Raw genomic sequence first — 23978 nt, 5'->3', positions numbered from 1 at the left:
TCCCCCCGGATGGCGGCGACGCACTCAACCCGCACCCAAGGAACGTGCCATGAAAACATCCGCAATCCTTCGTCAGCGCACCCCGCTTCGCCATGGCCTGCTGGCCGGAGCCCTGGCCCTGGCTCTGCCTGCCGTCGCCTCGGCCGATGCCGTGACCTACTGGAACAAGGTCGCCAACGACAACGTCGCCGCCGTCGGTGGAGCGCCGTTGCAATACCGCGCCTTCGCCATGGCCCAGATCGCGGTCCACGATGCGCTCAACGCCATCGAGCCGCGCTACGCCACCTATACCGGGCTGCCTCCCGGCAATCCGTACGCTTCGCGCGAAGCCGCGGTCGCGGCGGCGGCGCGGGGCGTGCTGGTCGCCTTGTTGCCGCCGGTGCAGGACGGCATCGTCGAAGCCGATTACGCCAACTACCTCGGCGGCCTGTCGTGTCCGGCCGACCACGCCACCTGCATCGAGGATGGCGCGATCGTCGGCGAAGCAGCGGCCCAAGCCATCCTGGCGCTGCGCGCGAACGACGGTTCGGCCACGCCGCACCTGCCTTACGCCGAGCCCGTCATGGCCGGGATGTACCAGCCGACCTTGCCGCTGCCGCCGAACAACGCGCCGTACCCGCAGTTCGGCAACTGGGGCAACGTGACTCCGTTCGCGCTGGCCAACGCGCGCCAGTTCGCCCCCGGGCGCAGCGATTTCCTCAACATGGCCAGCAACCAGTACACCCAGGATTTCAACGAGGTGAAGGTGGTCGGCTCGGCAGCGGTGCGGCAGGCGGCGCCGAACTCGGAAGAGTCGCTGATCGCGCGCCATTTCACCCTGGGTCCCGGCGCCAACGTAAACGGCATTACCCGGTCCATCCTCGCCGCACGCGGGCTGGACACCGCGGAATCCGGGCGGCTGTGGGAGAACGCGCGGTTGTTCGCCCTGATCGGCATGGCGGTCAACGATGGGCTGACCGTGGTGTTCAACGCCAAGTACCGGTTCAAGTTCTGGCGCCCGTACACGGCGATCCGCAACGCGGACATCGACGGCAACCCGGAGACCGAGATGGATGCCGGGTGGCAGCCGTACCTGACCACCCCGCCGTACCCGGATTATCCGTGCGGGCTGCCCAGTGTCGTTTCCACGTCGACTTCGGTGCTGCGCGATTATTTCGGCACCGACGCGGTGCCGTTCGACTTCGGCAATCCGGCGGGCGGATTCCCGATGCGCCATTACGACACCCTGTCGCAAGCCGCGAACGAATCCGCGATGGCGCGCGTCTACAGCGGCATCCATTTCCGCAGCGGTTGCTTCGCATCGGTGGAACTGGGACAGCAGGTCGGCCACTTCGTGTATTCGACCCAGCTCAAGCCGCTGCCCTGAGTGCCAGCGGCGGTGGCGTGGCCGTGCAAACCGGCCACGCCACTTCTGCTCAACCCGGGTCGCTCGACGCCGGTTCGGGACCCACGCGGAAGCGGCAGACGTGGCCGCCGCGCACGATGCATTCCATGTGGTGGATGCGCTGGCCGGTGGCTGCCTTCATGTAGGCGAGATCGAAGCGGCAGACCTGCGGGTGTTGTCGGGCCAGGGCATGGAAGACGCAGTTGAACGCTTCCACCTGCCATTCGCCATGGTGGCGCGCGGGTACCGCTTCGTAGCCGAGTTCGTCCAGGCGTTGCGCCAGTGCGCGGACCAGGGCCTCGTGGTCGACGTTTTCCACCGGCAATGGTTGCGCGGCCGCCATGTTGCGGCCGAGTTGTTCGAGCAGGGCTTCGAGGCCGGCATCGCCGAGCCGTTCGTGCAACTGCGCCAGCAGCGCCGTCGACAGCAGGCCGTAATTGCGCGGAAACAGATCGCGCCCGCTGGCGGTCAGGCCGTAGCGCATCTGCGGGCGGCCGCCGCTGGGCAAGGGTTCGACGCGCCGCACCCAGCCGCGCCCGATCAGCGCGGTCAGGTGCTGGCGCACCGCGTTGTGGCTGATGCGCAGGCGTTCGCACAGGGTCTCCACCGTGCAGCCGTCGGCGGCCGGCAGCAGCTGCCGCAGCAAGCGCTGCCGGGTTTCGCCGAGCTGGCGCAACGCCTCGCCCATCGGCTCAGGCGGCCTTCGCGGGGAACTGGCGGGCCAGGGCGCCGGCCAGCGCATCGGCGATGGTGTCCATGTGCGCCTGCATCTGTTTCCAGGTCTCCGCTTCGGCCTTCATGTCGCCGGCCATGATCTGCCGGATCTGCGCGGCATGGTGTCCGCCGTGCGCCATCAGCAGGGCCAGCACCGCGTTCTCGGGCAGGTAGGGATTGGCGCCGGACAGGAATTTGGCGATTTCGCCCGCGTTGGCGGTCAGCTCGGTCATGGCCTTTTTCTGGGCAGCGTCGTCAGTGGCATCGGTCAGGGCCTTGACCGCGCCCCAGTGTCCGGCCAGCAGCTGCAGCATGCGCTGGCCGGCGGCGGGCCCGTAGAAACCGCCGACCGCGTCGGCGATCTGCCTGGCGTTGGCGACCACGCCGTCGGCGGCGCGTTTCGCATCGGCATCGCGATGCGCATGCACCGCCATCGCATAGGCGCGGGTCTGCAGCACATGGCCGTGCCAGAGCTGGCGCAGGGCGGCCTGCAGCTTGGGGGCTGGAACGGCGGCTTTGGTTTCGGCCGCGGCATGGTCGTGCTGCATCGCGGCGGCCTTCGCGGAAGAGGGAGCGGCGGCGAAGGCGAGCAGGGCGGCCGGGGCGAACAGCAGGGAAAGGACGGTGGGGCGGGTCATGGCGGTCTCCGGGGAAGTCGCGGGGATGGCGACCTGACGCATGTTCCGGGGTCCCTCGGGCAAGACAATGGATGCATGTGTAAAGCTTGCCGTTGAGGGAGGCAAGGGCCAAGGCCGGGCAATGGACGCGCGGATTCCGGTGAACGCTGACGGCGGGGGAAGCCACGGCCGGCATCGGCGCGGTCTGCCATGACTTCCGGGGGTGGGCCGCGCGACCGGCAACGGCGACCATGGCGGTTTCAACCGAAACCGAGGCCACCTGATGTCCCGTACGCTCGCAACCGCCATCGCGCTGGCCCTGGCCGGCATGACCACCGTCGCTTCGGCGCAGGCCCCCGCGGCCCCCGCGGCGGAGGTGACCACCCAGCTGCCGCGCACGGTGCGTCCGACCAACTACGACATCGAGATCGTGCCGCACGCCGAGAAGATGGCGTTCGACGGCAAGGTGCGCATCAACGTCGACGTGCTCGCGCCGACCAGCACGATCACGCTCAACGCGGTGGACATGACCTTCGCCAACGTCCGCCTCGGCCGCGCCAACGGCAAGGACCTGGTGCCGAAGACCAGCGTCGACGCCGCCGCGCAGACCGCGACCTTCACCTTCGACCAGCCGCTGCCGGTCGGCAGCTACCTGCTGTCGATGGACTACACCGGCAAGATCGGCACCCAGGCCAACGGCCTGTTCGCCCTGGACTACGCCACGCCGGAGGGCAAGAAGCGCGCGCTGTACACCCAGTTCGAGAATTCGGACGCGCGCAAGTTCGTGCCGTCGTGGGACGAGCCGAACTACAAGGCCACCTTCAACCTGGTCGCCACCGTGCCGGCCGCGCAGATGGCGGTCAGCAACATGCCGATCGCGCAGAACAACGAACTGCCCGGCGGCCTGCGCAAGGTGCGCTTCCAGACCTCGCCGAAGATGTCGACCTACCTGCTGTTCTTCGGCCTGGGCGAATTCGAACGCGCCACGCTGAAGGCCGACGGCGGCACCGAAGTCGGCGTGATCACGCCGAAGGGCAAGGTCGACCAGGCCAAGCTGGGGCTGGAAGCCGGCCGCGACGTGCTGAAGGAATACAACGACTACTTCGGCGTGCCGTACCCGCTGCCGAAGCTGGACAACATCGCCGCGCCGGGCAGCAGCCGGTTCTTCAGCGCGATGGAGAACTGGGGTGCGATCTTCACCTTCGAGAACACCTTGCTGCTCGATCCCAGCATCGCCACCGTGACCGACCAGCAGCGCATCTTCGGCGTGGCCGCGCACGAAATCGCCCACCAGTGGTTCGGCGACCTGGTCACCATGCAGTGGTGGGACGACCTGTGGCTGAACGAAGGCTTCGCTTCGTGGATGGCCGACCGCACCACCGACAAGTTGCACCCGGAATGGGATCCGGACCGCGTCGGCGCGGCCTATACCAGCCGTGGCGCGATGGGCCGCGACGCGATCGCCACCACCCACCCGGTGGTGCAGCACGTGGCCACCGTGGAGCAGGCCAGCCAGGCTTTCGACGGCATCACCTACGGCAAGGGCTCGGCGGTGATCAACATGCTGGAGGACTACATCGGCGCCGATGCGTGGCGCGACGGCGTGCGCAGCTACATGAAGAAGCACGCCTATTCCAACACCGCCACCGACGACCTGTGGGCGGAAATGGAGAAGGCCGCGCCAGGCAAGCAGTTCACCCAGGTAGCGCACGATTTCACCCTGCAGCCGGGCATTCCGCTGATCAAGGTGGATGCGAAGTGCGCAGCCGGCAAGACGCTGGTCTCGCTGCAACAGGGCGAGTACACCGTGGATCGCCCCGGCAAGCAGCCGCTGCGCTGGCACGTACCGGTCGCGGTGCAACCCGTCGGCGGTGAAAAGGTCAGCGTACTGGTCGATGGCCAGGCCAGCGTCGAGCTGCCCGGTTGCGATGCGCCGGCGCTGGTCAACGCGGGGCAGAAGGGTTATTTCCGCGTTCAGTACGCACCGGCCCAGTTCAAGGCGTTGGCCAACGCCTTCGGCAAGCTGGCCACGGTCGATCAGTTGGGCGTGATGATGGACGTCAGCGCGCTGTCGGCCGTGGGCCTGCAGCCGGTGGCCGATGCGCTGGACCTGACCACGCAGGTGCCGCTGGATGCCTCGCCGGACGTGTGGCAGAACGTGGCCGGTACCCTGGGTGGCGTCGTCGATATCTACGGCGACGACGAGAAGGCCGCCGCGCCGGCCAAGCGCTATGCGATCTCGCGCCTGTCGCCGGTGTTCCAGAAGCTGGGATGGGAGAACAAGCCGGACGATTCGTCCACCACCAAGCAGTTGCGCACGCGCCTGATCGGCCAGCTCAGCAGCCTGGGCGACGAAGCGGTGCTGGCCGAAGCGCGTCGCCGCTTCGAGGCCAGCGCGACCGACCCCAAGGCGTTGCCGGCGGACCTGCGCCGCACCGTGCTGAGCATCGTCGCCTACAACGCCGACGCCGCCACCTGGGACAAGCTGCACGCGATGGCCAAGGCGGAAACCTCGTCGCTGATCCGCGACCAGTACTTCGGCTTGCTGTCGATCGCCAAGGACAAGGCTTTGGCGCAGAAGGCCCTGGACATGGCCCTGACCGACGAGCCGGGCGCGACCAACAGCGCAGGCATGATCGCCGGCGTTTCGCGCGAGCATCCGGACATGGCCTTCGACTTCGCCGTGGCCCATCGCGAGCAGGTCGACAAGCTGGTCGACACCACTTCGCTTTCCCGCTACTACCCTGGCCTGGGCGGCGGTTCGGACAAGCAGGAGATGGTGCAGAAGCTGAAGGACTTCGCCGACAAGTACATCGCGCCCACCTCGCGTCGCGACACCGAAACCGCGATCACCGGCATCCAGACCCGGATCAAGCTCAACGCCGCGCGCCGGCCGCAGATCGATGCGTGGTTGAAGAAGCACGCCAAGTAAGCGGCATCGCTCCGAAGGAAAAAGCCCCGCGAAAGCGGGGCTTTTTTCGTTCCGCCGCGACGGTTTTCACGTTGCCCGCATCCCTAGTCGTGATTGAATCGAAAACGGAGGGTTCCGATGGCGGTCCTGTCGAAAGCGCTGGTCTGTGTCCTGCTGTCCTTCCTGTGCGCGGTCGCGTCGTGGGCGAACGAGTCCACGCGGCACCACGTGGAGGGTATTGCCACGACGATAGAGCGGAATTATTTCGACGTCGGCAGGGGGCGCGAAATAGCCGACGGCCTTCGTGCCGCCGCGGGCCGCGGCGAATTCGATGCCCTGGCCGACCCGAAGGCGCTGGCTGCGACGATGACGCAACGGCTGCGGCCGCTCGATCGCCACTTCACGGTGCGCTGGGAAGGCGACTCGACCGGGCCGGCACGCCGCACGCCGGTGCATCGTGCGCCGGAGGCGGGCGGCAGCGGCCTTTCTGGCGCCGAGGTGCTGCCGGGCGGGATCGGCTATCTGGCGCTACGCGAATTCGACGACTTCGATTTCGGCGATCGCGACGCGCCTGCACGCAAGGCGATGGATTCGGCCTTGCAGCGCCTGTCAGGCACCCGCGCGATGATCATCGACCTGCGCGGGAACCATGGAGGCGCGCCGAGCATGGTCGGTTACCTGGCCAGTGCCTTCGTCGCGCCGGGGGCGAATGTCTACAACGTGTTCCACACGCGCACGGAGCGCTTCAGCGAAGCGCCTGCCTCGCCGTACCCCCGCCCACGCACCGACGTTCCGCTGTACGTTCTGGTCGACAACGGCACCGCATCGGCGGCCGAGGCGTTCGCCTACACCTTGAAGCATGCCGGGCGCGCGATGATGGTCGGCGCGAAGACGGCGGGCGCGGCCAATCCGGGCGAACGTTTCGACGCGGGCAATGGGTTCAGCGTATTCGTTGCGACCGGATCTCCGGTCAACCCGGTCACCGGCGGCAACTGGGAAGGAAAGGGCGTCGAGCTCGATGTCGAGACGACCCCGTCCGCCGCGCTCGACGTAGCGCTGCAACGGATACGCAAGACCCTCGCGCGCTGAGTCGGCCATGCGGGGGAGGTATCGCGAAGATTGAGACGGGCGCATGCGATGCTGGCGCCGTTGCGATCGGTGGATTCCTCGATGTCACGACGTACCGGCAGCGCCGACTTGCCGCTCCATGGCGGCCGCGTGCCGCCGTGGCTGGCCACGCGCTTGGCGCGGCTGGGCGCGGTGATCTGCGAAGCCGTCGTGCTCGAATACGGCCGCGACGAACTGCTGCGGCGGCTGGCGCATCCTTTCTGGTTCCAGAGCTTTGGCGCGGTGATGGGCATGGACTGGCATTCGTCCGGCATCACCACCAGCGTGATCGGCGCGCTGAAGCGCGGCCTGGCACCGCGTGCGGCCGAACTGGGCCTGCACGTCTGTGGCGGCCGCGGCCGGCATTCGCGGGCCACGCCGGGCGAGCTGCTTGCGGTCGGCGAGCGGACCGGCCTGGACGGCGCGGCGCTGGCGAAGACCAGCAAGCTTGTGGCCAAGGTCGACAGCGCGGCGGTGCAGGATGGCTTCGACCTGTACCTGCACGGCTTCATCGTCGCCGCCGACGGCAAGTGGGTCGTCGTGCAGCAGGGCATGTGCGGCGAACGCAAGCAGGCGCGGCGCTACCACTGGTTGTCGGAAGGACTCGGGAGTTTCCTCGACGATCCGCATGCGGCGGTCGAAGGCCCGCAGCGCGGCAACATCGTCAATCTCGCCGACCGTCGCGCGGAGCGTTCGCGGCAGGCGCAGCTCGGGTTGCTGCGTGAACTCGGCGCGGAAGGCATCTCGCGCGAGTGGGGCCGGATCGCGGCGCCCGCGGCCAGCGTGCCGGCCGGGCCGCAAGCCGACCTGTTCGCACCGTCGCAACCGCTGCCGCACCTGGTCATGCCCGACCGCCACGACGTGCGCGCACAGGATGTCGTCGCGCGCCGCCTGCACGGTGCGCTGGCCGCCGCGGCCGAGAACGGACCGCGCGATTTCGCCGAACTGCTGCAGCAACCCGGCGTCGGCGCGCGCACCGTGTTCGCCCTGGCCCAGGTCGCCGAGGTGCTGCACGGCACCCCGTGCCGCTTCAGCGATCCCGCGCGCTTCTCGTTCGCGCATGGCGGCAAGGACCGGCATCCGTTCCCGGTGCCGACCCGGGTCTACGACCACACCCTCGCCACGTTGAAGACGGCGGTCCGCAACGCGAAGCTCGGCCGCGACGAGCAGATGCACGCGCTGCGCCGGCTCGACGCGCAGGCGCGCGTGCTGGAGCGCAACGCGCGCGGCCCTTCCGTGGACGCCCTCATCGCGCGGGAGCATCGCGATTCGCACGCCTACGGCGGCCGCAGCGTGTTCGGCTGGGAGCCGCCGCCGATGGGGGCTCCGCAGCGTGGCGTCATCGGTCTCCGACCGGATCGTGGACGGACCAGATCACCGAAATGATCTTCCAGCCGGCTTCGGTACGGAGCAGATGCCACTTTTCGCGGCCCCAGTTGGTCTGCTTGCCGTCCGCCAGGAACTGGTAATCGAAATCGACCGAGCCGACTTCCCCGTCTGTGTCGATGCGGATGTCGGAGAAGACTTCTTCGCTGGATTTCTCGCTGGAGACGATCGAGTCGATGAACGTCAGGTAGTTCACTTTGGCCAGGTGGCGGGCCTTGCGTGCCTCGGGTTTGGTCTTTTGCACCCGGGCGAGGCGGGCATCGTCCACGACGAACTGCCAGGTCACCCGCTCGGGCTTCTCGGAGAAGAACAGGCCGGTGAAGGTCGGTTTGTCCCGCTGGATGATCGAAGTCCGGAACTTCTCCACCACGTCCTGGATCGCGGCCACGTCCTTCGCCTCGTTGTGTCCCGCCGATGCGGCGAAGGGCAGGGCGAAGGCGATCGATGCGGCGGTGGCCAGGATCTTGCATTCGGGGCGCATCCGGATTCCTTTCGTTGCGAATTGGGAAAGGGATTGTCGCAGCCGGGCGTGGGGCCCGGCAAAGAAAAAGCCCCGTCGTGCGGGGCTTTTTCTCGACCTGTCGAGGCGGCTCAGATCGCCATCGGTTCGCTGAAGGCTTCCGGTTCGTGGTCCTTGAACTCGCCGATCGGGATGCACGCGCAGAACACGTTCTTGTCGCCGTACACGTTGTCGACGCGGGCGACCGGCGGCCAGTACTTCTGCTGCTTCAGTGACTCCAGCGGGAACACCGCCAGTTCGCGGCTGTAGCCGTGCGTCCACTCGCTGGCGGCGGCCTGCGTGGCGGTGTGCGGGGCATGCTTCAGCGGGTTGTCCTCGCGGTCCAGGCGGCCGTCTTCCACCGCGCGGATTTCGTCGCGGATCTGGATCATCGCGTCGATGAAGCGGTCGAGCTCGTGCTGCGATTCGGACTCGGTCGGTTCCACCATCAGCGTGCCGGCGACCGGGAAGCTCAGGGTCGGCGCGTGGAAGCCGAAGTCGATCAGGCGCTTGGCCACGTCTTCGGCGCTGATGCCGGTGGCGTCCTTCAGCGGGCGCAGGTCGAGGATGCACTCATGCGCGACCAGCCCGTTGCGGCCGGTATACAGCGTCTTGTAATGCGGTGCCAGGCGCTTGGCGATGTAGTTGGCATTGAGCAGCGCGACCTGGGTGGCCTTGCGCAGGCCGGCCTTGCCCATCAGCGCGATGTACATCCAGCTGATCGGCAGGATCGACGCCGAGCCGTGCGTCGCCGCAGACACCATGCCGCCGCCTTCGCCGCCGAAATGCTTGGGCAGGAAAGGAGCGAGGTGCGACTTCACCGCGCACGGGCCGACGCCCGGGCCGCCGCCGCCGTGCGGGATGCAGAAGGTCTTGTGCAGGTTGAGGTGGGAAACGTCCGAACCCCACTTGCCCGGCTTGGCCACGCCGACCAGCGCGTTCATGTTGGCGCCGTCGGTATACACCTGGCCGCCGTGCTTGTGCACGATGTCGCAGATCTCGACCACGTCTTCCTCGAACACGCCGTGCGTGGACGGGTAGGTGATCATCAGCGCGGCGAGGTTGGCCGAATGCTTCTCGGCCTGCGCGCGGATGTCGGCGACGTCGACGTTGCCATTGGCGTCGCACTTGGTCACCACCACGGTCATGCCGCACATCTGCGCGCTGGCGGGGTTGGTGCCGTGCGCCGATTCGGGGATCAGGCAGATGTTGCGATGGCCTTCGCCGCGCGACTGGTGGTAGGCGCGGATCGCCAGCAGGCCGGCGTATTCGCCCTGGGCGCCGGAATTGGGCTGGAAGCTGACCGCGTCGTAGCCGGTCACTTCCACCAGCATCGCTTCCAGCGAATCGACCAGTTCCTGGTAGCCGCGGGTCTGCGAGGCCGGGGCCAGCGGATGGATGTTGGCGAATTCCGGCCAGGTCACCGGGATCATCTCGGCGGTGGCGTTGAGCTTCATCGTGCACGAGCCCAGCGGGATCATCGTGCGGTCCATCGCCAGGTCCTTGTCGGCCAGCGCGCGCAGGTAGCGCAGCAGTTCGTGTTCGCTGTGGTGGGTGTTGAACACCGGGTGCTGCAGGAACTTCGAGGTGCGCAGCAGCGACGCGGGCAGGGCGTCGGCAGTCGCGGCGTCGAGCGCGTCGATGTCGTCGATGGCCACGCCGAAGAGCTTGGCGATCGCGACGACGTCGTGGCGGGTCGTGGTTTCGTCGAAGCTGATGCCGACGCTGGCCGGTCCGATCTTGCGCAGGTTGATCCGGTCGTGGCTGGCGTACAGGTGGATCTCGTCGGCGTTGACGCCGTCGACGCGCAGCGTGTCGAAGAACGCGTCGCCGACCTGCAGGCCCGCATTGCGCAGCGCGGCGGCGAGGATCGCGGCGAGGCGATGGGTGCGCCTGGCGATGCGCAGCAGGCCTTCGGGCCCGTGGTACACCGCGTACATCGACGCCATCACCGCCAGCAGCACCTGGGCGGTGCAGATGTTGGACGTGGCCTTCTCGCGGCGGATGTGCTGTTCGCGGGTCTGCAGGGTCAGGCGGTAGGCCGGCTTGCCTTCGGCATCGACCGACACGCCGATCAGACGGCCCGGCATCGAACGCTTATAGGCATCGCGACAGGCCATGAACGCCGCGTGCGGGCCGCCGAAACCGAACGGCACGCCGAAGCGCTGCGAATTGCCGACAACGATGTCCGCGCCCCATTCGCCAGGGGCGGCGACCAGGGTCAGCGCCAGCAGGTCGGTCGCCACCGCGACCAGGCCGCCTCGCGCGTGCACGGTTTCGGCCAGCGCCTTGTAGTCGCGGATTTCGCCGAAGGTGTCCGGGTACTGCAGCAGCACGCCGAACGCGTCGGCGCCGGCCGCAGCGGCGTCGTCGCCGAAGGCCAGTTCGATGCCGAGCGGTTCTGCGCGGGTCTTCAGCACTTCGACGGTCTGCGGATGCACGCCGTTGGAGACGAAGAACAGGTTCGACTTCGACTTGGCCGAACGCTTGGCCAGGGTCATCGCTTCGGCGGCGGCGGTGGCCTCGTCGAGCAGCGAGGCGTTGGCGATGTCCATGCCGGTCAGGTCGGCGCACATCTGCTGGAAGTTGATCAGCGCTTCCATGCGGCCCTGCGAGATTTCCGCCTGGTACGGGGTGTAGGCGGTGTACCAAGCGGGGTTCTCCAGCACGTTGCGCAGGATCACGTTCGGCGTGTGGGTGCCGTAGTAGCCCTGGCCGATGAAACTGCGGAACACGTCGTTCTTCGCGGCGATGGCGCGGATTTCCTGCAGCGCCTGGACTTCGGTCATCGAGCCGCGCAAGGCCAGCGCGCCGGTCGCGGCGATGCTGCCGGGAACGATGGCCTCGGTCATCGCGTCCAGCGAATCGTGGCCGACGACGCGCAGCATCTGCGCGATCTCGGCGTCGTTGGGGCCGATGTGGCGTTCGACGAAGGCGTCGTGGTGCTCGAGGTCGAGCAGGCTGGAGGCGCGCAGGGATGGCTGGGACATGAGGGGCATCCGGAAAGGGGCAGAAGTGGTCGCGCACGCTGGCGCGCGCTTGCCCCTCTGTCCTTTTGCCTGAGAGTTTGGAAGCGGCGGCGTTCCGATGAACGCCGGCTTCGTGCCCCTTCGGCGCCGGCTCCCGCCTCGCGGCCGGCCGGTCTCTCCAGAGTTGTGTTGCGACGGTGGTATTCGGCCTGAGCGATTACGGGCGTTTGCGCCTTCGGCAGCGAAGGCCGGGGCCCGCGCTTCTCCCACCGGGAATTGCCGGCGAATTATAGCCGGTGCCGGGCAGCCACGCCGGGCAACGGGTAGCATGTCGGCCCCCCGCGGCGCCCGCCGTGTTCAGGAATTCCCATGTCGATCCAGTCCAAGGCCCGCCGCGACGCGAAGAAACGCAAGCTGCAGAAGGCGATCAACCAGGCCCGGGCCAACGCGCCCAAGGTCGAAGCGCATGCCGAACTGCGCAACCCGCAGGGGGAACTGCTGGCCGGCATCGTGCGCCAGGCCGGGGTCTGGGTGCTGGGCATGGACGGGCGCATCGCCGGCAGTTCCGACAGCGCCGCCGAAGTGCTGGCGATGATCAAGCGCGCCGCCGCCCTGCACGAGGCGCAGGGGCTGCCGGTGCGGCTGGTCTATTCGGATGAACTGCGCGACACCGCGGTAATCGAGGCGGCCGCGCAGGGCATGACGCTGGAACAGTTCGAGCAGAAGCTGGAAACCGAGATGCGCGCGAATGCGGCGGCCGGCGAGAGCGAGGCGGAATCGTAGATCGATGCAGGTGGGTAGAGTCGAGCTTGCTCGACTGCTCGTGCTTTCCGGACCTTCAGGCGAAAAGCAGTCGAGCAAGCTCGACTCTACAAAAGCGGGGTCTCAGAAGCCCTTGCTGACCGACACGCCTGCGCCCCAGTCCGGACCGCCGTCGGTGAAACCGTGGCTGGCGTACAACTGCACGCGTCCGCCGCTGTTCGTCGGCCGCGAATAGAACAGCGTGGCGTCGCGGCGATCGTCGCGGTCGCGGGTGCTGGCGCTGCGGTATTCGACCATCGCGCCGACGCGCCCGTTGCCGGCCACCCGGCTCAGGCCGAGGTTGCCGCTGTTCACCCGGTCCAGGTCGATGTATTTCGAATCGCCCAGGCGGGTCTGGCCGACGCCGCCGAACAGCATCGTGCCGTCGAAGTCGCGATACAGGTCGATGCTGGCGCCGTAGTCGTTGGCGCCGGTGCCCAGGCCCTTGTCCTCGTCGGCGGTGGCGATCTTGGCGTTGACGCCAAGATCGATGCCGGCGCGCTGGCCCATCGGCAGCGACCAGGTCAGCGCGGTGGTGACGTCGCCGATGCCCGATGCGGTGCCGCGTTCGACCTGGTTGCCGGTAGTCGGATCGCTGCCGCCGAGCAAGGGCAGGCGGCCGCGGCCCAGCGGGTTGTCGTTGTCCACGCCGCCGACGCCCGGCACCACGTTCGGATCGCCGGAAACGCGCAGCCACGGGACGCTGACGCGGGCGCGGAAGATGCCGCGGGTCCAGGTCGCGGTGACCGGCACGGCGAAAATATCGGTGCGCGTGTCGCTGCCGTATTTGCCGCTGCTGTAATCGACGCCGGCGCCGAGGGTGAAGCCATCGCGGGCCTGGGCGGTGCCGCACAGCGCCAGCGCGAGGGCGGCGTAAACGATGCGAAGAGTCATGGGAGCCTTTGCGGAGGAAGAGTGGCCAGGCGCGTCCATGTGCCTGGCCAGGGAAGGGTGACGATCCCTGCGTGGCTCAGTGGCCCAGCAGCGGGCGGACCAGCGGCAGGCTGGGGCGCGCGTCCACGCCGATGTTGACGCGGCCGCTGCCTTGCGCGTCCAGCGACGGGCGTTCGGTGCGGGCCCTGACCGAGGTGGCGGTATCGGCGCCGACATTGACGCTGCCCTGGCGGGTGCTGGCGTTGATGCCGACCTGGTTCGACGAAGTCAGTCCCGAGGTCACCGAGGAAACCGCGTTGCCGACGCCGTGGCCGACCTGCGCGCCGGTATCGTGCGCGGCGGACACCACGTTGCCCAGGTTGTAGCCCAGCTGCTTCGCGACCTTGCCCCAGCCGAGGCCGTCGGCACGCAGGTCCTGCACCATGTCGACGCCTCCATCGAGGCTGGCGGCATGGCCATCGGCGACCAGTTGCGAAGCCAGCGCCAGGGTGTTGTCGATCGAGCCGTAGCTCATCGCGGCCTGGCCGTCCGCACCGCTGTGCAGGTCGCCGACGATTTCGGCGGCGGCAGCGACCGAGCCGGCGGCTTCGGCGTAACGCCGGGCCAGCTTGGTGCCGGAGGCGTCGAGCGTGGTCGAAGCCTGGGCGGTGGCCTTGGTCGCGGCTTGCGCCGTGGTGGACGCGCCGTGCTGCAGCGCGCCGCTGGCCTGGCCCTGGGCGTTGGCGGCGGCTTGCGTGGTCTTCGAAGCCGCGGCGTCCACGCCGGAACGATCCGCCTGCAGCGAACCCTGCGCCGCGGCCTGGGCGTTGCCGCTGGCGGAGGCGCTTTGCGCCTGCGCGGTGGCGGCGAACAGGCTGGTGGCGAGGATGGCGGTGAACAGCAACGAGGTCTTCATGGTTCGTCTCCTTTCGGCCGCGGCCAATCCGCAGCGTTGAAGGGGTTACGAACCGCGATGCGGGTTTCTTCCCTCCGGGTACGTAAGAACTCAGAAATCGTTCAGTTTTCGGGAATGCGGGTCCGGGTCCCGCAAGAGTCGTATTGAGAGAACCAGCCTTCCCTCATCGGATTTTGAGGTTGCCGTGCTTTCGTAGAGTCGAGCTTGCTCGACTGCTCTTCGTTGCGGCATCGTTAGGCAAAAAGCAGTCGAGCATGCTCGACTCTACGAAAAACGAAGCGAAGCATTCGCGAGCAAGCTCGCTCCCACGGAGTTGGGCCCGGTAAAGCTCAGTTCTCGAGGATGCCGAACCCGTAGGTGTCGTCGCGTACGCTGCCGCCGGTCTTGCGTGCGCTGCGCGCAAGCGCCTGCAGCACGGTTTCGGCATTGCCGGCGCGCGGCGCGTCGACCTGCAATGCGGCACGGTGCGCGACCAACGGTGCGGCGAACGAAGTGCCGCGCACCGTCGCCCAGCTATCGTGTGGACGCGCCGCGCGCAGGCCGCTGCCGAGCGCGGCGAAATCCACCTGCCGTCCATGCGCGGCTTCCGGCAACACGCGGCCGCGCCGATCGACGGCGGTCACCCCGATCACGCCCGGATACGCGGCCGGGTACAGCGGCGGTGCGGCGGGGCCGTCGTTGCCGACGGCGGCGATCAACACGAAGCCGCGCTGGTTCAATGCCTCCGTCGCGCGACGCAGTATCGCGTTGTCCGGCCCGACCAGGCTGATGTTGATCACCGGCACTTTCTCGCGGGCCATCCACGCCAGCGCTTCGACCAGCACGCTGGTCGCACCGCCCACCGGCTGGCCGCACCAGATATCGGCCGCATACAGGACGCCGCCGGCCTGCGCGTTCGCGCCGCCCATCAACAGCGAAGCGACCGCCGTGCCATGCGCGTCGGGCACGCGCTTGCCGTTGCAGCCCCAGGCATGCACGTCGGTTTTCGCCAGCGCCGGGTGCGCGGCATCGACGCCGCCGTCGATCAGGCCCACGCGCACTTCGCGTGCGTCGGTCGGCGCGGTCGCGGCAACGGCGCTTCCCGATTGCATTCCGCCGCCGCTGCGCTGGTAGACGTGATCGAACTCGTAACTGCCGGTCGGATCCAGCCGCCGCAGCAGGGCCAGCGCGGCGCGCGTGTCGAGCGCGGCCGGTGCGCGCAACACCACGAGTTCCAGTCCCAGATCGTCCGGCGGGCGCCTTTCCGCGACCACGAAACCCGCGCCGACGATGCGCGCCAATGCGTCGGGCGAGGGCGCCAGTGCGATCAGTTGCCGCTTCATCACCAGTTCGCCCAAGGGATCGGTATCGAGCCGATCGGGGAAACGGCGCAACAGCCGGCGGCTTTCGCGGGCGCGGTCGAGCAGCGGTTCCAGTACCTCGCCGGTGACCGGGTCGATGGTTTCGCGCACGCCTTGCAGGGCCTGCGCCGGCACCTGCAAGGCGCGGTCGACGGTCGACGGCAGGTTGCGGCCCAGCTGCGCCAACGTCTGCTGCGCGTGGGCGGGCATCGCCGTCAGGCAGGCGCAGGCGATGGCCAGCAGTGGGCGGAACAGGTGGCGCATGCGTAACATGGGCGGGTGAAGTCGCGCGCAGCTTAAGCGCGGTGCGCGCCTCGCGCCTGAGTCCGGTATGAACGCGGAAGAATTTCCCGGCCGATGGAAGAAACCGGCATCCTCGAACGTATAGCCAGATGAATCGAGCGACAGAACCCGCGATGCGAGAGCGCCTGTGCGAACTGCTGCCGCGGTTGCGCCGCTTCGCGCGCGGCCTGGCCGGCAACGCGCACGACGCCGACGACGTGGTGCAGATCGCACTCGAGCGCGCGCTGGCGCGTGCCGGTCAGTTTCGCGAGGAATCCGACGGAGATGGCCATGGTTTGGAAGCGTGGGTGTTCGGCATCGTCCGCAATGCATGGCTGGACGAGGTGCGGGCGCGCCGGCGGCGCGGCCAGGTGCTGGCGCCCGAGGAACTCGGCGAGCACGTTGGCGAATCGCCGTTCGACCGTCGCGATCAGGCGATGTCGGTCGAAGCGGCGATGGCGCGCCTGCCGGAAGAACAACGCGAAGCGGTGATGCTGGTGCTGGTGGAAGGACTTGCCTACAAGGAAGCCGCCGCCGCGCTGGAAGTGCCGATCGGTACGCTGACCAGCCGGCTGGCGCGGGCGCGGACGGCGTTGCAACAGATGTTGGGAGAAGGCGAATGACGGGCGTGAGCGAAGAACGATTGCTGGCGTGGCTGGACGGCGAGCTCGGCGAGACCGAAGCCGCGGAAGTCGCGCGCGTGGTCGCCGCCGATCCGGCGCTGGCCGATCGCGCGCAACGCGAACGCGCGCTGCGCGAGCGCCTGCGCGCGGCGTTCGCGCCGGTCGCCGAGGAAGCGCCGCCGCAGCGCCTGCTGGCGACGCTGGGCATGGCACAGGAGCAAAAGCCCGCCGACAACATCGTGCCGCTCCGTCCACGCGGCACGATCCGGCGCGTGCGCGAGTGGCGCTGGCCCGAGTGGGGCGCGTTGGCGGCTTCGGTGTTGCTGGGCACGGTGTTCGGCGCGCAATTCCTGCATGCGCCGGCGCAGGGACCGGTGCGCATGCAGGATGGCGCGCTGGTCGCAGGCAGCGAACTGGCGAAGACACTCGATGGCAGACTCGCCGCCGACGCGCGTCCCGGCGACGCGCTCGCGGTCGGCCTGAGTTTCCGCGACAGTGAAGGTCGCTATTGCCGCACTTTCACCGCGCAGGGCACGCAGCCCCTGGGCGGCCTGGCCTGCCGAGGCAACGGTCGCTGGAACGTGGTCGCGCTGGGCGAGGCCGAAAGGCAGCAAGGCGAGCTTCGCCAGGCGGCGAGCGCCTTGCCGGCGTCGGTGCTGGCCGAAGTCGATGCCCGCCAGCAGCAGATGCTCGATGCCCGCGCCGAACGCGCCGCCCGCGACGCCGGTTGGCGCTGACCCGCTTGCGGGCTCGGTTACCATGCCCGCATGACCACCGAAACCGAAGCCGCCACCTTGCCGCTGCCCGCGGCGGACGCATCCGTTGAACCTGCCGCCGCATCCGCACCTGCACCGGCCACGCCGCCGCCTTTTTCCTGGGCGGACTGGCTGCTGGGCGTGCTGCGCCACGAACCGGCGCACGCGCTGACCCTGTTCTACCTGGGCGTTTCCGCGCTGGGCCTGTGGGCCAGTTACTGGTTCTTCGCCAGCTTCGGCATCCCGGTGATGGACTACATGGATCCGAGCGACTACATCACCGTGGGCCTGAGGGATCCGGCCTACCTGCTGATCGTCGCGCTGGCGATGCTGCTGATGCTGGTGCTGAATTTCCACGAATACGCGCGCGACAAGGGGCCGGGCTATTACGGACGGATGCGCGATCGCTGGTGGGGGCGCCTGCTGCTGCCGTTCCCGTACCGGGAGAAGACCCCCAATTTCCTCCAGCGCGTGTTCGGCTGGTCGGGTTTTTCGTTCCCGACCGGCGTGCTGCTCGGCGTGATCTGGGCCACGCTGTGGCTGACGGTGGGCTACGTACAGCGCAAGGCGGAAGCGATCCGCAACGGCGGGGGCCATGCGGTGAGCATCACCCTGGCGCACACCCACGAGGCGCAGCCGGGCGCGGCGCGCCTGCTGGGCACCATCGGCGATTTCGTGTTCCTGTACTGGCCCGAACAGAAGCGCGCCGAGGCGATCGCGGTGGAGGAAGTCGGGCGGCTGCAGTCGCTTCCCGCGGTTCCGGCGCGCGTGACGCCCGCGACGCCCGCGGCGCATGTGCCGGCTTCCGCGCCGGTCGCATCGCCGCAGCCGGCCAAGCCCGTGGCGGCGAAACCCGCGCATTGAGCGCCCGCAGGCCTCGCCTGACGAGTCGGCTTTCCGTCGAATACAGCCAATGAACGAATCCGCAGCCGCGACGTCGAAGTCTTCGGCGCTGACCCGCAAACTCGCCCCGGTGCTGGGTGCGCTGGCGATGCTCGGGCCGTTCTCGATCGACACGATCTTCCCGGCGTTCCCGCAACTCGGCGCGCAGTTCGGCGCCGACAAGCTGGCGATGCAGCAGACCATCAGCGCCTACCTGCTGGCCTACGCGCTGATGAGCGTGGTGCATGGCCCGCTATCGGACGCGCTGGGCCGGCGTCGGGTGATCCTGGCCGGGCTCGCGGTGTTCGGCATCGCCTCGGTGGGTTGCGCATTGGCCAACAGCCTGCCGACGCTGCTGGCGTTCCGCGTGCTGCAGGGACTGTCCGCGGGCGTCGGCCTGATCGTCGGCCGCGCGGTGGTCCGCGACGTGCTGCACGGGGACGATGCGCAGCGGCTGATGAGCCAAGTATCGATGATCTTCGGCGTGGCGCCGGCGGTCGCGCCGATCATCGGCGCGTGGCTGCTGGGCTGGGCGCGCTGGCCGGCGATCTTCTGGTTCCTGGCGTTGTTCGCGCTGGCGATGATCGCCGCGGTGCTGTGGCGGTTGCCGGAAACCCATGCGCCGGCCGCGCGGCAACCGCTGCGCATCGCGCCGATGCTCGGCGGCTATGCGGCGATGCTGGGCGACGCGCGCTTCGTACGCCTGGCTTTCGCGGGCAGCTTCAATTTCGCCGCGCTGTTCCTGTACATCGCCTCGGCGCCGGCGCTGGTGATCGAACATCTGAAGCTGGGGCAGAACGGTTTCGCCTGGTTCTTCGTGCCGATGATCGGCGGGATGATGATCGGCGCGTTCGCATCCGGACGCATGGCCGGCAGGGTCGGCGGCATGGCCCAGGTCCGAATCGGTTTCGCCTGCTGCGGACTGGCGGTGCTGGCGAACCTCGCCTACCACGCCTGGACGGATTCGCCCACGGTGTTGCCGACCGTGCTGCCCGTGGCGTTGAACTCGTTCGGCATCGCCCTGGTGTTTCCGATCCTGACCCTGGCGATCCTCGACATGTTCCCGCAGTCGCGTGGTGCGGCATCTTCGATGCAGGCCTTCATCAGCCTGCTGTTGAACGCGGCGGTCGCGGGTTTGCTGTCGCCATGGCTCAGCGACGACTTGTTCCGCCTCGCGCTCGCGGCCGGAGCGCTCAGCCTGCTGGCGTGGCTGTTGTGGCGTTGGGAAATGCGCGTGCATGCGCGAAGGTTGCGTTGTCCGGTCGCGCCCGCGGCGCTGGAGCCTACCGACGAACTCTGACGTAGCGCATCACGCGTACACCGGTAGGCCGGGAACAATTGAACCGTAGGGCGGGCCTTGGCCGGCCATTGCGAGGCGTCGTGACGGTGGGCCAGGGCCCACCCTACGATTATCGGTTTCTGCCGTAACGCATCCAGGCGTATACCGGCAGGCCGGCGAGCAGCAGCGCGATGCCCCACAGCAGCGATTCGTGGCCGATGCCGAACAGCGCGTAGGCGCTGTAAAGCAGGCCGGCCAAGGCAAGCAGCCGACCACGACGTTCGCCGCGCAGCAACCATGCGGCGGTGCCGGCGAGATAGGGCAACAGGGTGGCGGCAGTGGACAGCAGGATCGAGAAGGTGAACAACTGCGCCAGCGAGCGGCTGTAATTCGCCGCGACCAGCAGCGAGGCAAGCACGCCGCTGGCCAGCACGCCGACTGCCGGCGTGCCGTTGCCGTCCAGTTTGGCCAGTGGCGACGGCAGCACGCCGTCGCGGGCGGCGGCAAACGGCACCTGCCCGGACAACAGCACCCAGCCATTCAGCGCGCCGAGGCAGGAAACCGCCGCGACCGCGGCGATGCCGAGGCCGGCCCATGGGCCCCATAGCGCGCGCGCCGCATCGGCCATCGGTGCGGTCGAATCCTTCAGTTGCGACGCAGGCAACAAGCCGAGCACCGCGCTGACCGCGAGCACCGTGACCACGCCCGCCAGCAGGGTGCCGACCACGGTCGCGCGCGGCACGGTACGTTCGGCGTTTTCGATGGCGCCGGCGGGAACCGTGGCGGCCTCCAGCCCGAGCAGCGCCCACAGGGTCAGCGCGGCGGTCGCGTTGATCGCATGCGGCAGGGACTCGCCGCTGGGATTGAACGGTGCGACGAAGTGCTGCGGCTGCACGAACCACAGCGCGATGCCCGCGAACAACAGCAAGGGCACGAACTTCAGCACGGTCAGCAGCAGCTGCACGCGCCCGGCCTCGCGCACGCCGAGCACATTGACCCCGACGCACAGCCACAGCGCGCCCAGCGCGCAGGCCGCGCCGCGCAGCGGCGTCGCCGTCGCCTGCGGGAACAGCGCGCCGATGCTGCCGGCGAAGGCCACCGCGATGGCCGCGTTGGCGCACCAGATCGACACCCAGTAGCTCCACGCGATCAGGAACCCCGGCACTTCGCCGAAGGCATTGCGTGCGAACACGTACGGCCCGCCGGTCTGCGGCCAGCGCATCGCCAGCCGGGCGAAGGTCAAGGCCAGCGCCAGCGCGCCGGCGAGGGTGATCGCCCAGCCGACCAGGCTCACCCCGCCGTATGGCGCCAACGACGCCGGCAACAGGAACACACCGCTGCCGATCATGTTGCCGACGACCAGCGCGATCGCCGCCCACAAGCCCAGTGTCTTTTTCTCCTCCCCCCGCCCGCGCGGGGAGGCTGGGAGGGGGGCACTCATGCGCCAGCGTCGGCGCGGTAGGCCGCGCGCAGCAGCTCGTGGAAGTGGTGCACGCCGGTCTCCCGCAGCGGGTTCAGCCGACCCGGCACGTAGCTGCCGGAAGCGAAGCCGCGCTGCACGTCCTCGCAGATGCCCAGGTCTTCGTGCTGCACTTCATCGCTGAAGGCGAGGTCGGCTTCGCGCTTCGCATCGTCGCCGGCGAGGTCGTAGTAGCTGTCGAAGATCACCCGGCAGCGGTCCACGCCCAGCGGCACCACGCGGTTGGTCTGCAGGCGGCCGGGCAGGATGTTGAGCATCGTGTTCGGCCACAGCCAGTAATACAGCGCGTCGCCGTTGCCGTACAGCGAATCGTCGCTTTCCAGGGGACTCCATTGCAGCGAATGCCAATGCATCAGCTCGGTGCGGTAGCTGCGGTAGTCGAGCAGCCGGTTCAGGCCCGGATGCACGTGCGGAACGTGATAGCCCTCGAGGTAGTTGTCGACGTAGACCTTCCAGTTGCAGGCGATGTCGTAGCTCACCCGATGGTGGTTGCCGTAGCGCTCCAGCCCGCGCTCGGCGCCGAGGCGCGCATCGATGCCTTCGACGAATGCTTCGAAGGCCGGTGCGTGCGTTTCGTCGACGGCGGCGAACACCAGCCCCTGCCAGACCATCACCGCCAATTGCGGCAGGCGGATCCCGGCGACGTCGAAATCCCGCGCGTCCTTCATTTCCGGCGCGGAGCGCAGCTGGCCTTCCAGGGTGTAGGTCCAGCCGTGGTAGCGACAGCGCAACGCCTTCGCCGCCAGTCCGTCGCATTGCGCCAGCGGGCCGGCGCGATGCCGGCAGACATTGTGGAAGACGCGGATGTCGCCGTCGGCGCCGCGCACCGCGATCACCGGCAAGCCCGCGAGGTCGGCGATGGCGTGGTCGCCGGGTTCGCGCAGTTGGGAGACATGGGCGATCAGTTGCCAGGCACGGTCGAAGATCGCACGCCGGTCGATTGCCGCCATCGCCGTATCGACGTAGTAGCGCGCGGGCAGGGCAGTGGCGGTTTCGGGAGGCTGCGGGGCGAAGTCGGGCTGGGCGTTCATGGCGGAAGTATCGTCCTGAAGATGCGGTAGGGGAAATCGGCGATCAGGGGCGGATCCCGAAGTCGCCGGGGCACATCAAAACGAAAGCCGGCTTGCGCCGGCCTTCGCCAATCATCCCTGTTTGCCCGTTCCGGCAGGCACCTGCCAGCCGCACTGCTTGCCTTCGTTCTCTTTCTTCAGCCACGCCTGCAGCGGGGCGAAGTATTCCAGCAGCGGCGTGGCATCGAGCTTGTCGCTGCCGGTCAATTCCTTCAGCGTCGGCTGCCACGGCTGGCTGGAGCCTTTCTCCAGCATCGCCCAGAACTTCTGTCCGGCGGCCTTGTTGCCGTAGAAGGTGCAGTCGTACAGCGGACCCTTCTGTCCGGCGGCGTTGCACAGGCCCTTGTAGAACTGGAACTGCAGGATGTGCGAGAGGAAATAGCGCGTGTACGGCGTGTTGCCGGGCACGTGGTACTTCGCGCCCGGATCGAAGAATTCCTCGCCACGCGGCGTGGCGGGCGCGACGCCCTGGTACTTCGCCTTCAACTGCCACCAGGCCTGGTTGTAGTGGTCCGGCTTGATCGAGCCGTCGAACACGCCCCAGCGCCAGCGGTCGATCATCAGGCCGAACGGCAGGAACGACACCTTGGCCAGGGCCATGCGCATCTGCGCGTTGATCAGCGCCTCGTTGCTTTGCTGCTGTTCGCCGACCAGGCCCACCGAATGCAGGTACTGCGGGGTCATGGCCAGCACGATGGTGTCGCCGATGGCTTCGTGGAAGCCGTCGTTGGCGCCGCTCTGGAACAGCGGCGGCAGCTTGTTGTAGGCCAGGTAGTAATAGACGTGGCCCAGCTCGTGGTAGATCGTGGTGAAGTCTTCCTCGTTCGGCTGGATGCACATCTTGGTGCGCACGTCGCCGGCCATGTTCATGTCCCAGGCGCTGGCGTGGCAGACCACGTCGCGGTCCCGCGGCTGGATGAACTGGGTTTTTTCCCAGTAGCCCTGCGGCAGTTTCGGCATGCCAAGCGATGTGTAGAAGTCCTGGGCGCGCTCGGTCATCTGCCTGGCCACGTCCAGGTCGGCCGCGCGTTCGGCTTCGTACTTCTTGCCGATGTCGGCACTGGGGCCGGCCTTGGCGAGTTCCTTCTGCAAATCCGCCTGGTATTGCGCCTGCAGCGCCTCGGTGATGTCGAGGCTGCCGGCATCGGGATAGGGTTGCAGCAGGTCCCACAGGTTGCCCCAGTCCTGCTGCCACAGGTTGCCCAGCAGGTGCGCGGGCAGCATGCCGCCGTCGACCTGGCCGCGCGCACCGTACTGTTTTTCCAGTTGCGTGCGGGTGTAGCAATGCAATTGCTCGTACAGCGGCTTGACCTGGCCCCACAGGCGGTCGGTTTCGGTGGCGATCTCGGCCGGGCTCATGTCGTAGCCGCTGCGCCACACTTCGCCCGCGTCGGCGAAGCCCATGTCGCGCGATCCTTCGTTGACCAGTTCGACGAAGCGCTGGTAATCGTTGCGCATCGGCACCGAGATCGTGTGCCAACCCTGCCAGGCGTCGAGCTGTTGGTCGTAGTCGCGGCTGCTGGCCAGCACCTTGGACAGCTGGCCGATGTCGCGGCACTGTTTCGCTTCGCCTTCGCCGGTACAGTACTTGCCGGCACCGTACATGCCGTCCATGCGCACGGCGATCTCGGTCAGTTCGGCCAGTTTCTTCGGGTCCTTCGGCGCGGGCTTGTCGCTCATCAGCTTCAGCAGCTTGATGGCGCGCGCGGTTTCCGGCTTCATCGGCTTGCCTTCGAAGCGCGCGGACTGGGCTATCCAGCCATTGAGCCGGGTCAAGAAACGCTCGTTGGCCTTGGCGCCGACCAGTTCGGTGTCGCCGTTGATGTAGGTCTGCGACAACCACTGCGCCGAGCTGAGTTCGGCGTACAGGTCGCGGTATTCGTCGTTGACCCGGGCGATGAATTCGTCGGCGCTCTCGCCCTTCGGTGGCGCCGGTACGCCCGCGCTTTCGGCCGGCTGTTCCTTCTTGCAGGCGGACAGCGCGACGAGGCCGGCGGCAACGGCAAGGGCGAGCAACAGGTGGCGTGACTTCACGGGCGAGCCTCGTGCGACGGATGCGGAAACGGCAGGCTAGTGCGCGCGACGGGCTG

19 protein-coding genes and 1 riboswitch are annotated in these 23978 nt (G+C 68.2%); of the genes, 9 read left to right on the top strand and 10 right to left on the bottom strand.

Features of this window, described 5'->3' with window-relative positions; genetic code table 11:
- The first annotated feature begins 49 nt into the window (after nucleotides 1–49).
- The gene (locus J5837_RS16220; RefSeq protein ID WP_210537871.1) at nucleotides 50–1366 is read left to right on the top strand and encodes a vanadium-dependent haloperoxidase; all 1317 of its coding nucleotides are present in this window, start codon (nucleotides 50–52) and stop codon (nucleotides 1364–1366) included.
- A 49-nt stretch (nucleotides 1367–1415) separates the two neighbouring features.
- Here J5837_RS16220 and J5837_RS16215 read toward each other — a convergent pair whose 3' ends face one another.
- A complete protein-coding gene (locus J5837_RS16215; protein WP_210537870.1) occupies nucleotides 1416–2072 on the bottom strand; it encodes a helix-turn-helix transcriptional regulator in 657 nt (218 codons plus the stop codon).
- 4 nt (nucleotides 2073–2076) lie between these two features.
- On the bottom strand, nucleotides 2077–2736 hold the full coding sequence (locus J5837_RS16210; protein WP_210537868.1) for a hypothetical protein: 660 nt from the start codon (nucleotides 2734–2736) through the stop codon (nucleotides 2077–2079).
- Between the two features lie 262 nt (nucleotides 2737–2998).
- Between J5837_RS16210 and J5837_RS16205 the strand changes: the two genes are divergently transcribed.
- The 3 genes from J5837_RS16205 (at nucleotide 2999) to J5837_RS16195 (ending at nucleotide 8119) form a co-directional block, all read left to right on the top strand.
- Nucleotides 2999–5647 (top strand): M1 family metallopeptidase, encoded by a 2649-nt coding sequence (locus tag J5837_RS16205; protein ID WP_210537866.1) that lies wholly within the window; start codon nucleotides 2999–3001, stop codon nucleotides 5645–5647.
- A gap of 117 nt (nucleotides 5648–5764) precedes the next feature.
- Nucleotides 5765–6715 carry a S41 family peptidase gene (locus J5837_RS16200; protein WP_210537865.1) on the top strand — a complete coding sequence of 317 codons (951 nt, stop codon included), beginning with the start codon at nucleotides 5765–5767 and terminating at the stop codon, nucleotides 6713–6715.
- 81 nt (nucleotides 6716–6796) lie between these two features.
- Nucleotides 6797–8119, top strand: a complete 1323-nt coding sequence (locus tag J5837_RS16195) for a DUF763 domain-containing protein (protein ID WP_210537863.1) — start codon at nucleotides 6797–6799, stop codon at nucleotides 8117–8119.
- Here the strand turns inward: J5837_RS16195 and J5837_RS16190 are convergent.
- Both J5837_RS16190 and gcvP read right to left on the bottom strand, forming a co-directional pair.
- Nucleotides 8073–8600: a nuclear transport factor 2 family protein gene (locus J5837_RS16190; protein ID WP_244756071.1), complete on the bottom strand. Its 528-nt coding sequence runs from the start codon at nucleotides 8598–8600 to the stop codon at nucleotides 8073–8075. The genes J5837_RS16195 and J5837_RS16190 overlap by 47 nt on opposite strands.
- Nucleotides 8601–8710: 110 nt before the next feature.
- Entirely contained in the window at nucleotides 8711–11617 is a 2907-nt protein-coding gene (gene gcvP, locus J5837_RS16185; RefSeq protein WP_210537862.1) for an aminomethyl-transferring glycine dehydrogenase, read from the bottom strand.
- Nucleotides 11618–11655: 38 nt separating this feature from the next.
- A riboswitch (glycine riboswitch) is annotated at nucleotides 11656–11779 on the bottom strand.
- A gap of 177 nt (nucleotides 11780–11956) precedes the next feature.
- On the opposite strand from gcvP, the gene J5837_RS16180 reads away from it, so the two are divergent.
- A complete protein-coding gene (locus J5837_RS16180) occupies nucleotides 11957–12370 on the top strand; it encodes a hypothetical protein (RefSeq protein ID WP_210537861.1) in 414 nt (137 codons plus the stop codon).
- A gap of 102 nt (nucleotides 12371–12472) precedes the next feature.
- Here the strand turns inward: J5837_RS16180 and J5837_RS16175 are convergent, their stop codons facing one another.
- The 3 genes from J5837_RS16175 to J5837_RS16165 form a co-directional block, all read right to left on the bottom strand.
- Nucleotides 12473–13282 carry a transporter gene (locus tag J5837_RS16175; RefSeq protein ID WP_210537860.1) on the bottom strand — a complete coding sequence of 270 codons (810 nt, stop codon included), beginning with the start codon at nucleotides 13280–13282 and terminating at the stop codon, nucleotides 12473–12475.
- Nucleotides 13283–13358: 76 nt separating this feature from the next.
- A complete protein-coding gene (locus tag J5837_RS16170) occupies nucleotides 13359–14177 on the bottom strand; it encodes a hypothetical protein (protein WP_210537859.1) in 819 nt (272 codons plus the stop codon).
- 329 nt (nucleotides 14178–14506) lie between these two features.
- Nucleotides 14507–15781: a S8 family serine peptidase gene (locus J5837_RS16165; RefSeq protein ID WP_244756070.1), complete on the bottom strand. Its 1275-nt coding sequence runs from the start codon at nucleotides 15779–15781 to the stop codon at nucleotides 14507–14509.
- A 128-nt stretch (nucleotides 15782–15909) separates the two neighbouring features.
- On the opposite strand from J5837_RS16165, the gene J5837_RS16160 reads away from it, so the two are divergent.
- Genes J5837_RS16160 through J5837_RS16145 form a run of 4 tightly spaced genes read left to right on the top strand, consistent with a single transcriptional unit; the run spans nucleotide 15910 to nucleotide 19359 of the window.
- Entirely contained in the window at nucleotides 15910–16422 is a 513-nt protein-coding gene (locus tag J5837_RS16160) for an RNA polymerase sigma factor (RefSeq protein ID WP_210537857.1), read from the top strand.
- Between the two features lie 5 nt (nucleotides 16423–16427).
- Nucleotides 16428–17159 (top strand): hypothetical protein, encoded by a 732-nt coding sequence (locus J5837_RS16155; protein ID WP_210537856.1) that lies wholly within the window; start codon nucleotides 16428–16430, stop codon nucleotides 17157–17159.
- Nucleotides 17160–17189: 30 nt separating this feature from the next.
- Nucleotides 17190–18041, top strand: coding sequence for a hypothetical protein (locus tag J5837_RS16150; protein ID WP_210537854.1), 852 nt, complete (start codon nucleotides 17190–17192; stop codon nucleotides 18039–18041).
- 49 nt (nucleotides 18042–18090) lie between these two features.
- Nucleotides 18091–19359 carry a multidrug effflux MFS transporter gene (locus J5837_RS16145; RefSeq protein ID WP_210537852.1) on the top strand — a complete coding sequence of 423 codons (1269 nt, stop codon included), beginning with the start codon at nucleotides 18091–18093 and terminating at the stop codon, nucleotides 19357–19359.
- A gap of 109 nt (nucleotides 19360–19468) precedes the next feature.
- On the opposite strand, the gene J5837_RS16140 is transcribed toward J5837_RS16145, so the two are convergent.
- The 3 genes from J5837_RS16140 to J5837_RS16130 all read right to left on the bottom strand — a co-directional run bounded on the left by J5837_RS16140 (nucleotide 19469) and on the right by J5837_RS16130 (nucleotide 23922).
- Entirely contained in the window at nucleotides 19469–20719 is a 1251-nt protein-coding gene (locus tag J5837_RS16140) for an amino acid permease (RefSeq protein WP_244756068.1), read from the bottom strand.
- A 56-nt stretch (nucleotides 20720–20775) separates the two neighbouring features.
- Nucleotides 20776–21849, bottom strand: coding sequence for an aromatic ring-hydroxylating oxygenase subunit alpha (locus J5837_RS16135; protein WP_210537848.1), 1074 nt, complete (start codon nucleotides 21847–21849; stop codon nucleotides 20776–20778).
- 111 nt (nucleotides 21850–21960) lie between these two features.
- On the bottom strand, nucleotides 21961–23922 hold the full coding sequence (locus tag J5837_RS16130; protein ID WP_210537846.1) for a M2 family metallopeptidase: 1962 nt from the start codon (nucleotides 23920–23922) through the stop codon (nucleotides 21961–21963).
- Between the last annotated feature and the right edge of the window lie 56 nt (nucleotides 23923–23978).

The organism is Pseudoxanthomonas helianthi (genome assembly GCF_017939625.1).
Classification (GTDB): domain Bacteria; phylum Pseudomonadota; class Gammaproteobacteria; order Xanthomonadales; family Xanthomonadaceae; genus Pseudoxanthomonas_A; species Pseudoxanthomonas_A helianthi.
Note: the sequence above shows the minus strand (reverse complement) of the source record. Positions and strands in the feature narration are given on the sequence as shown.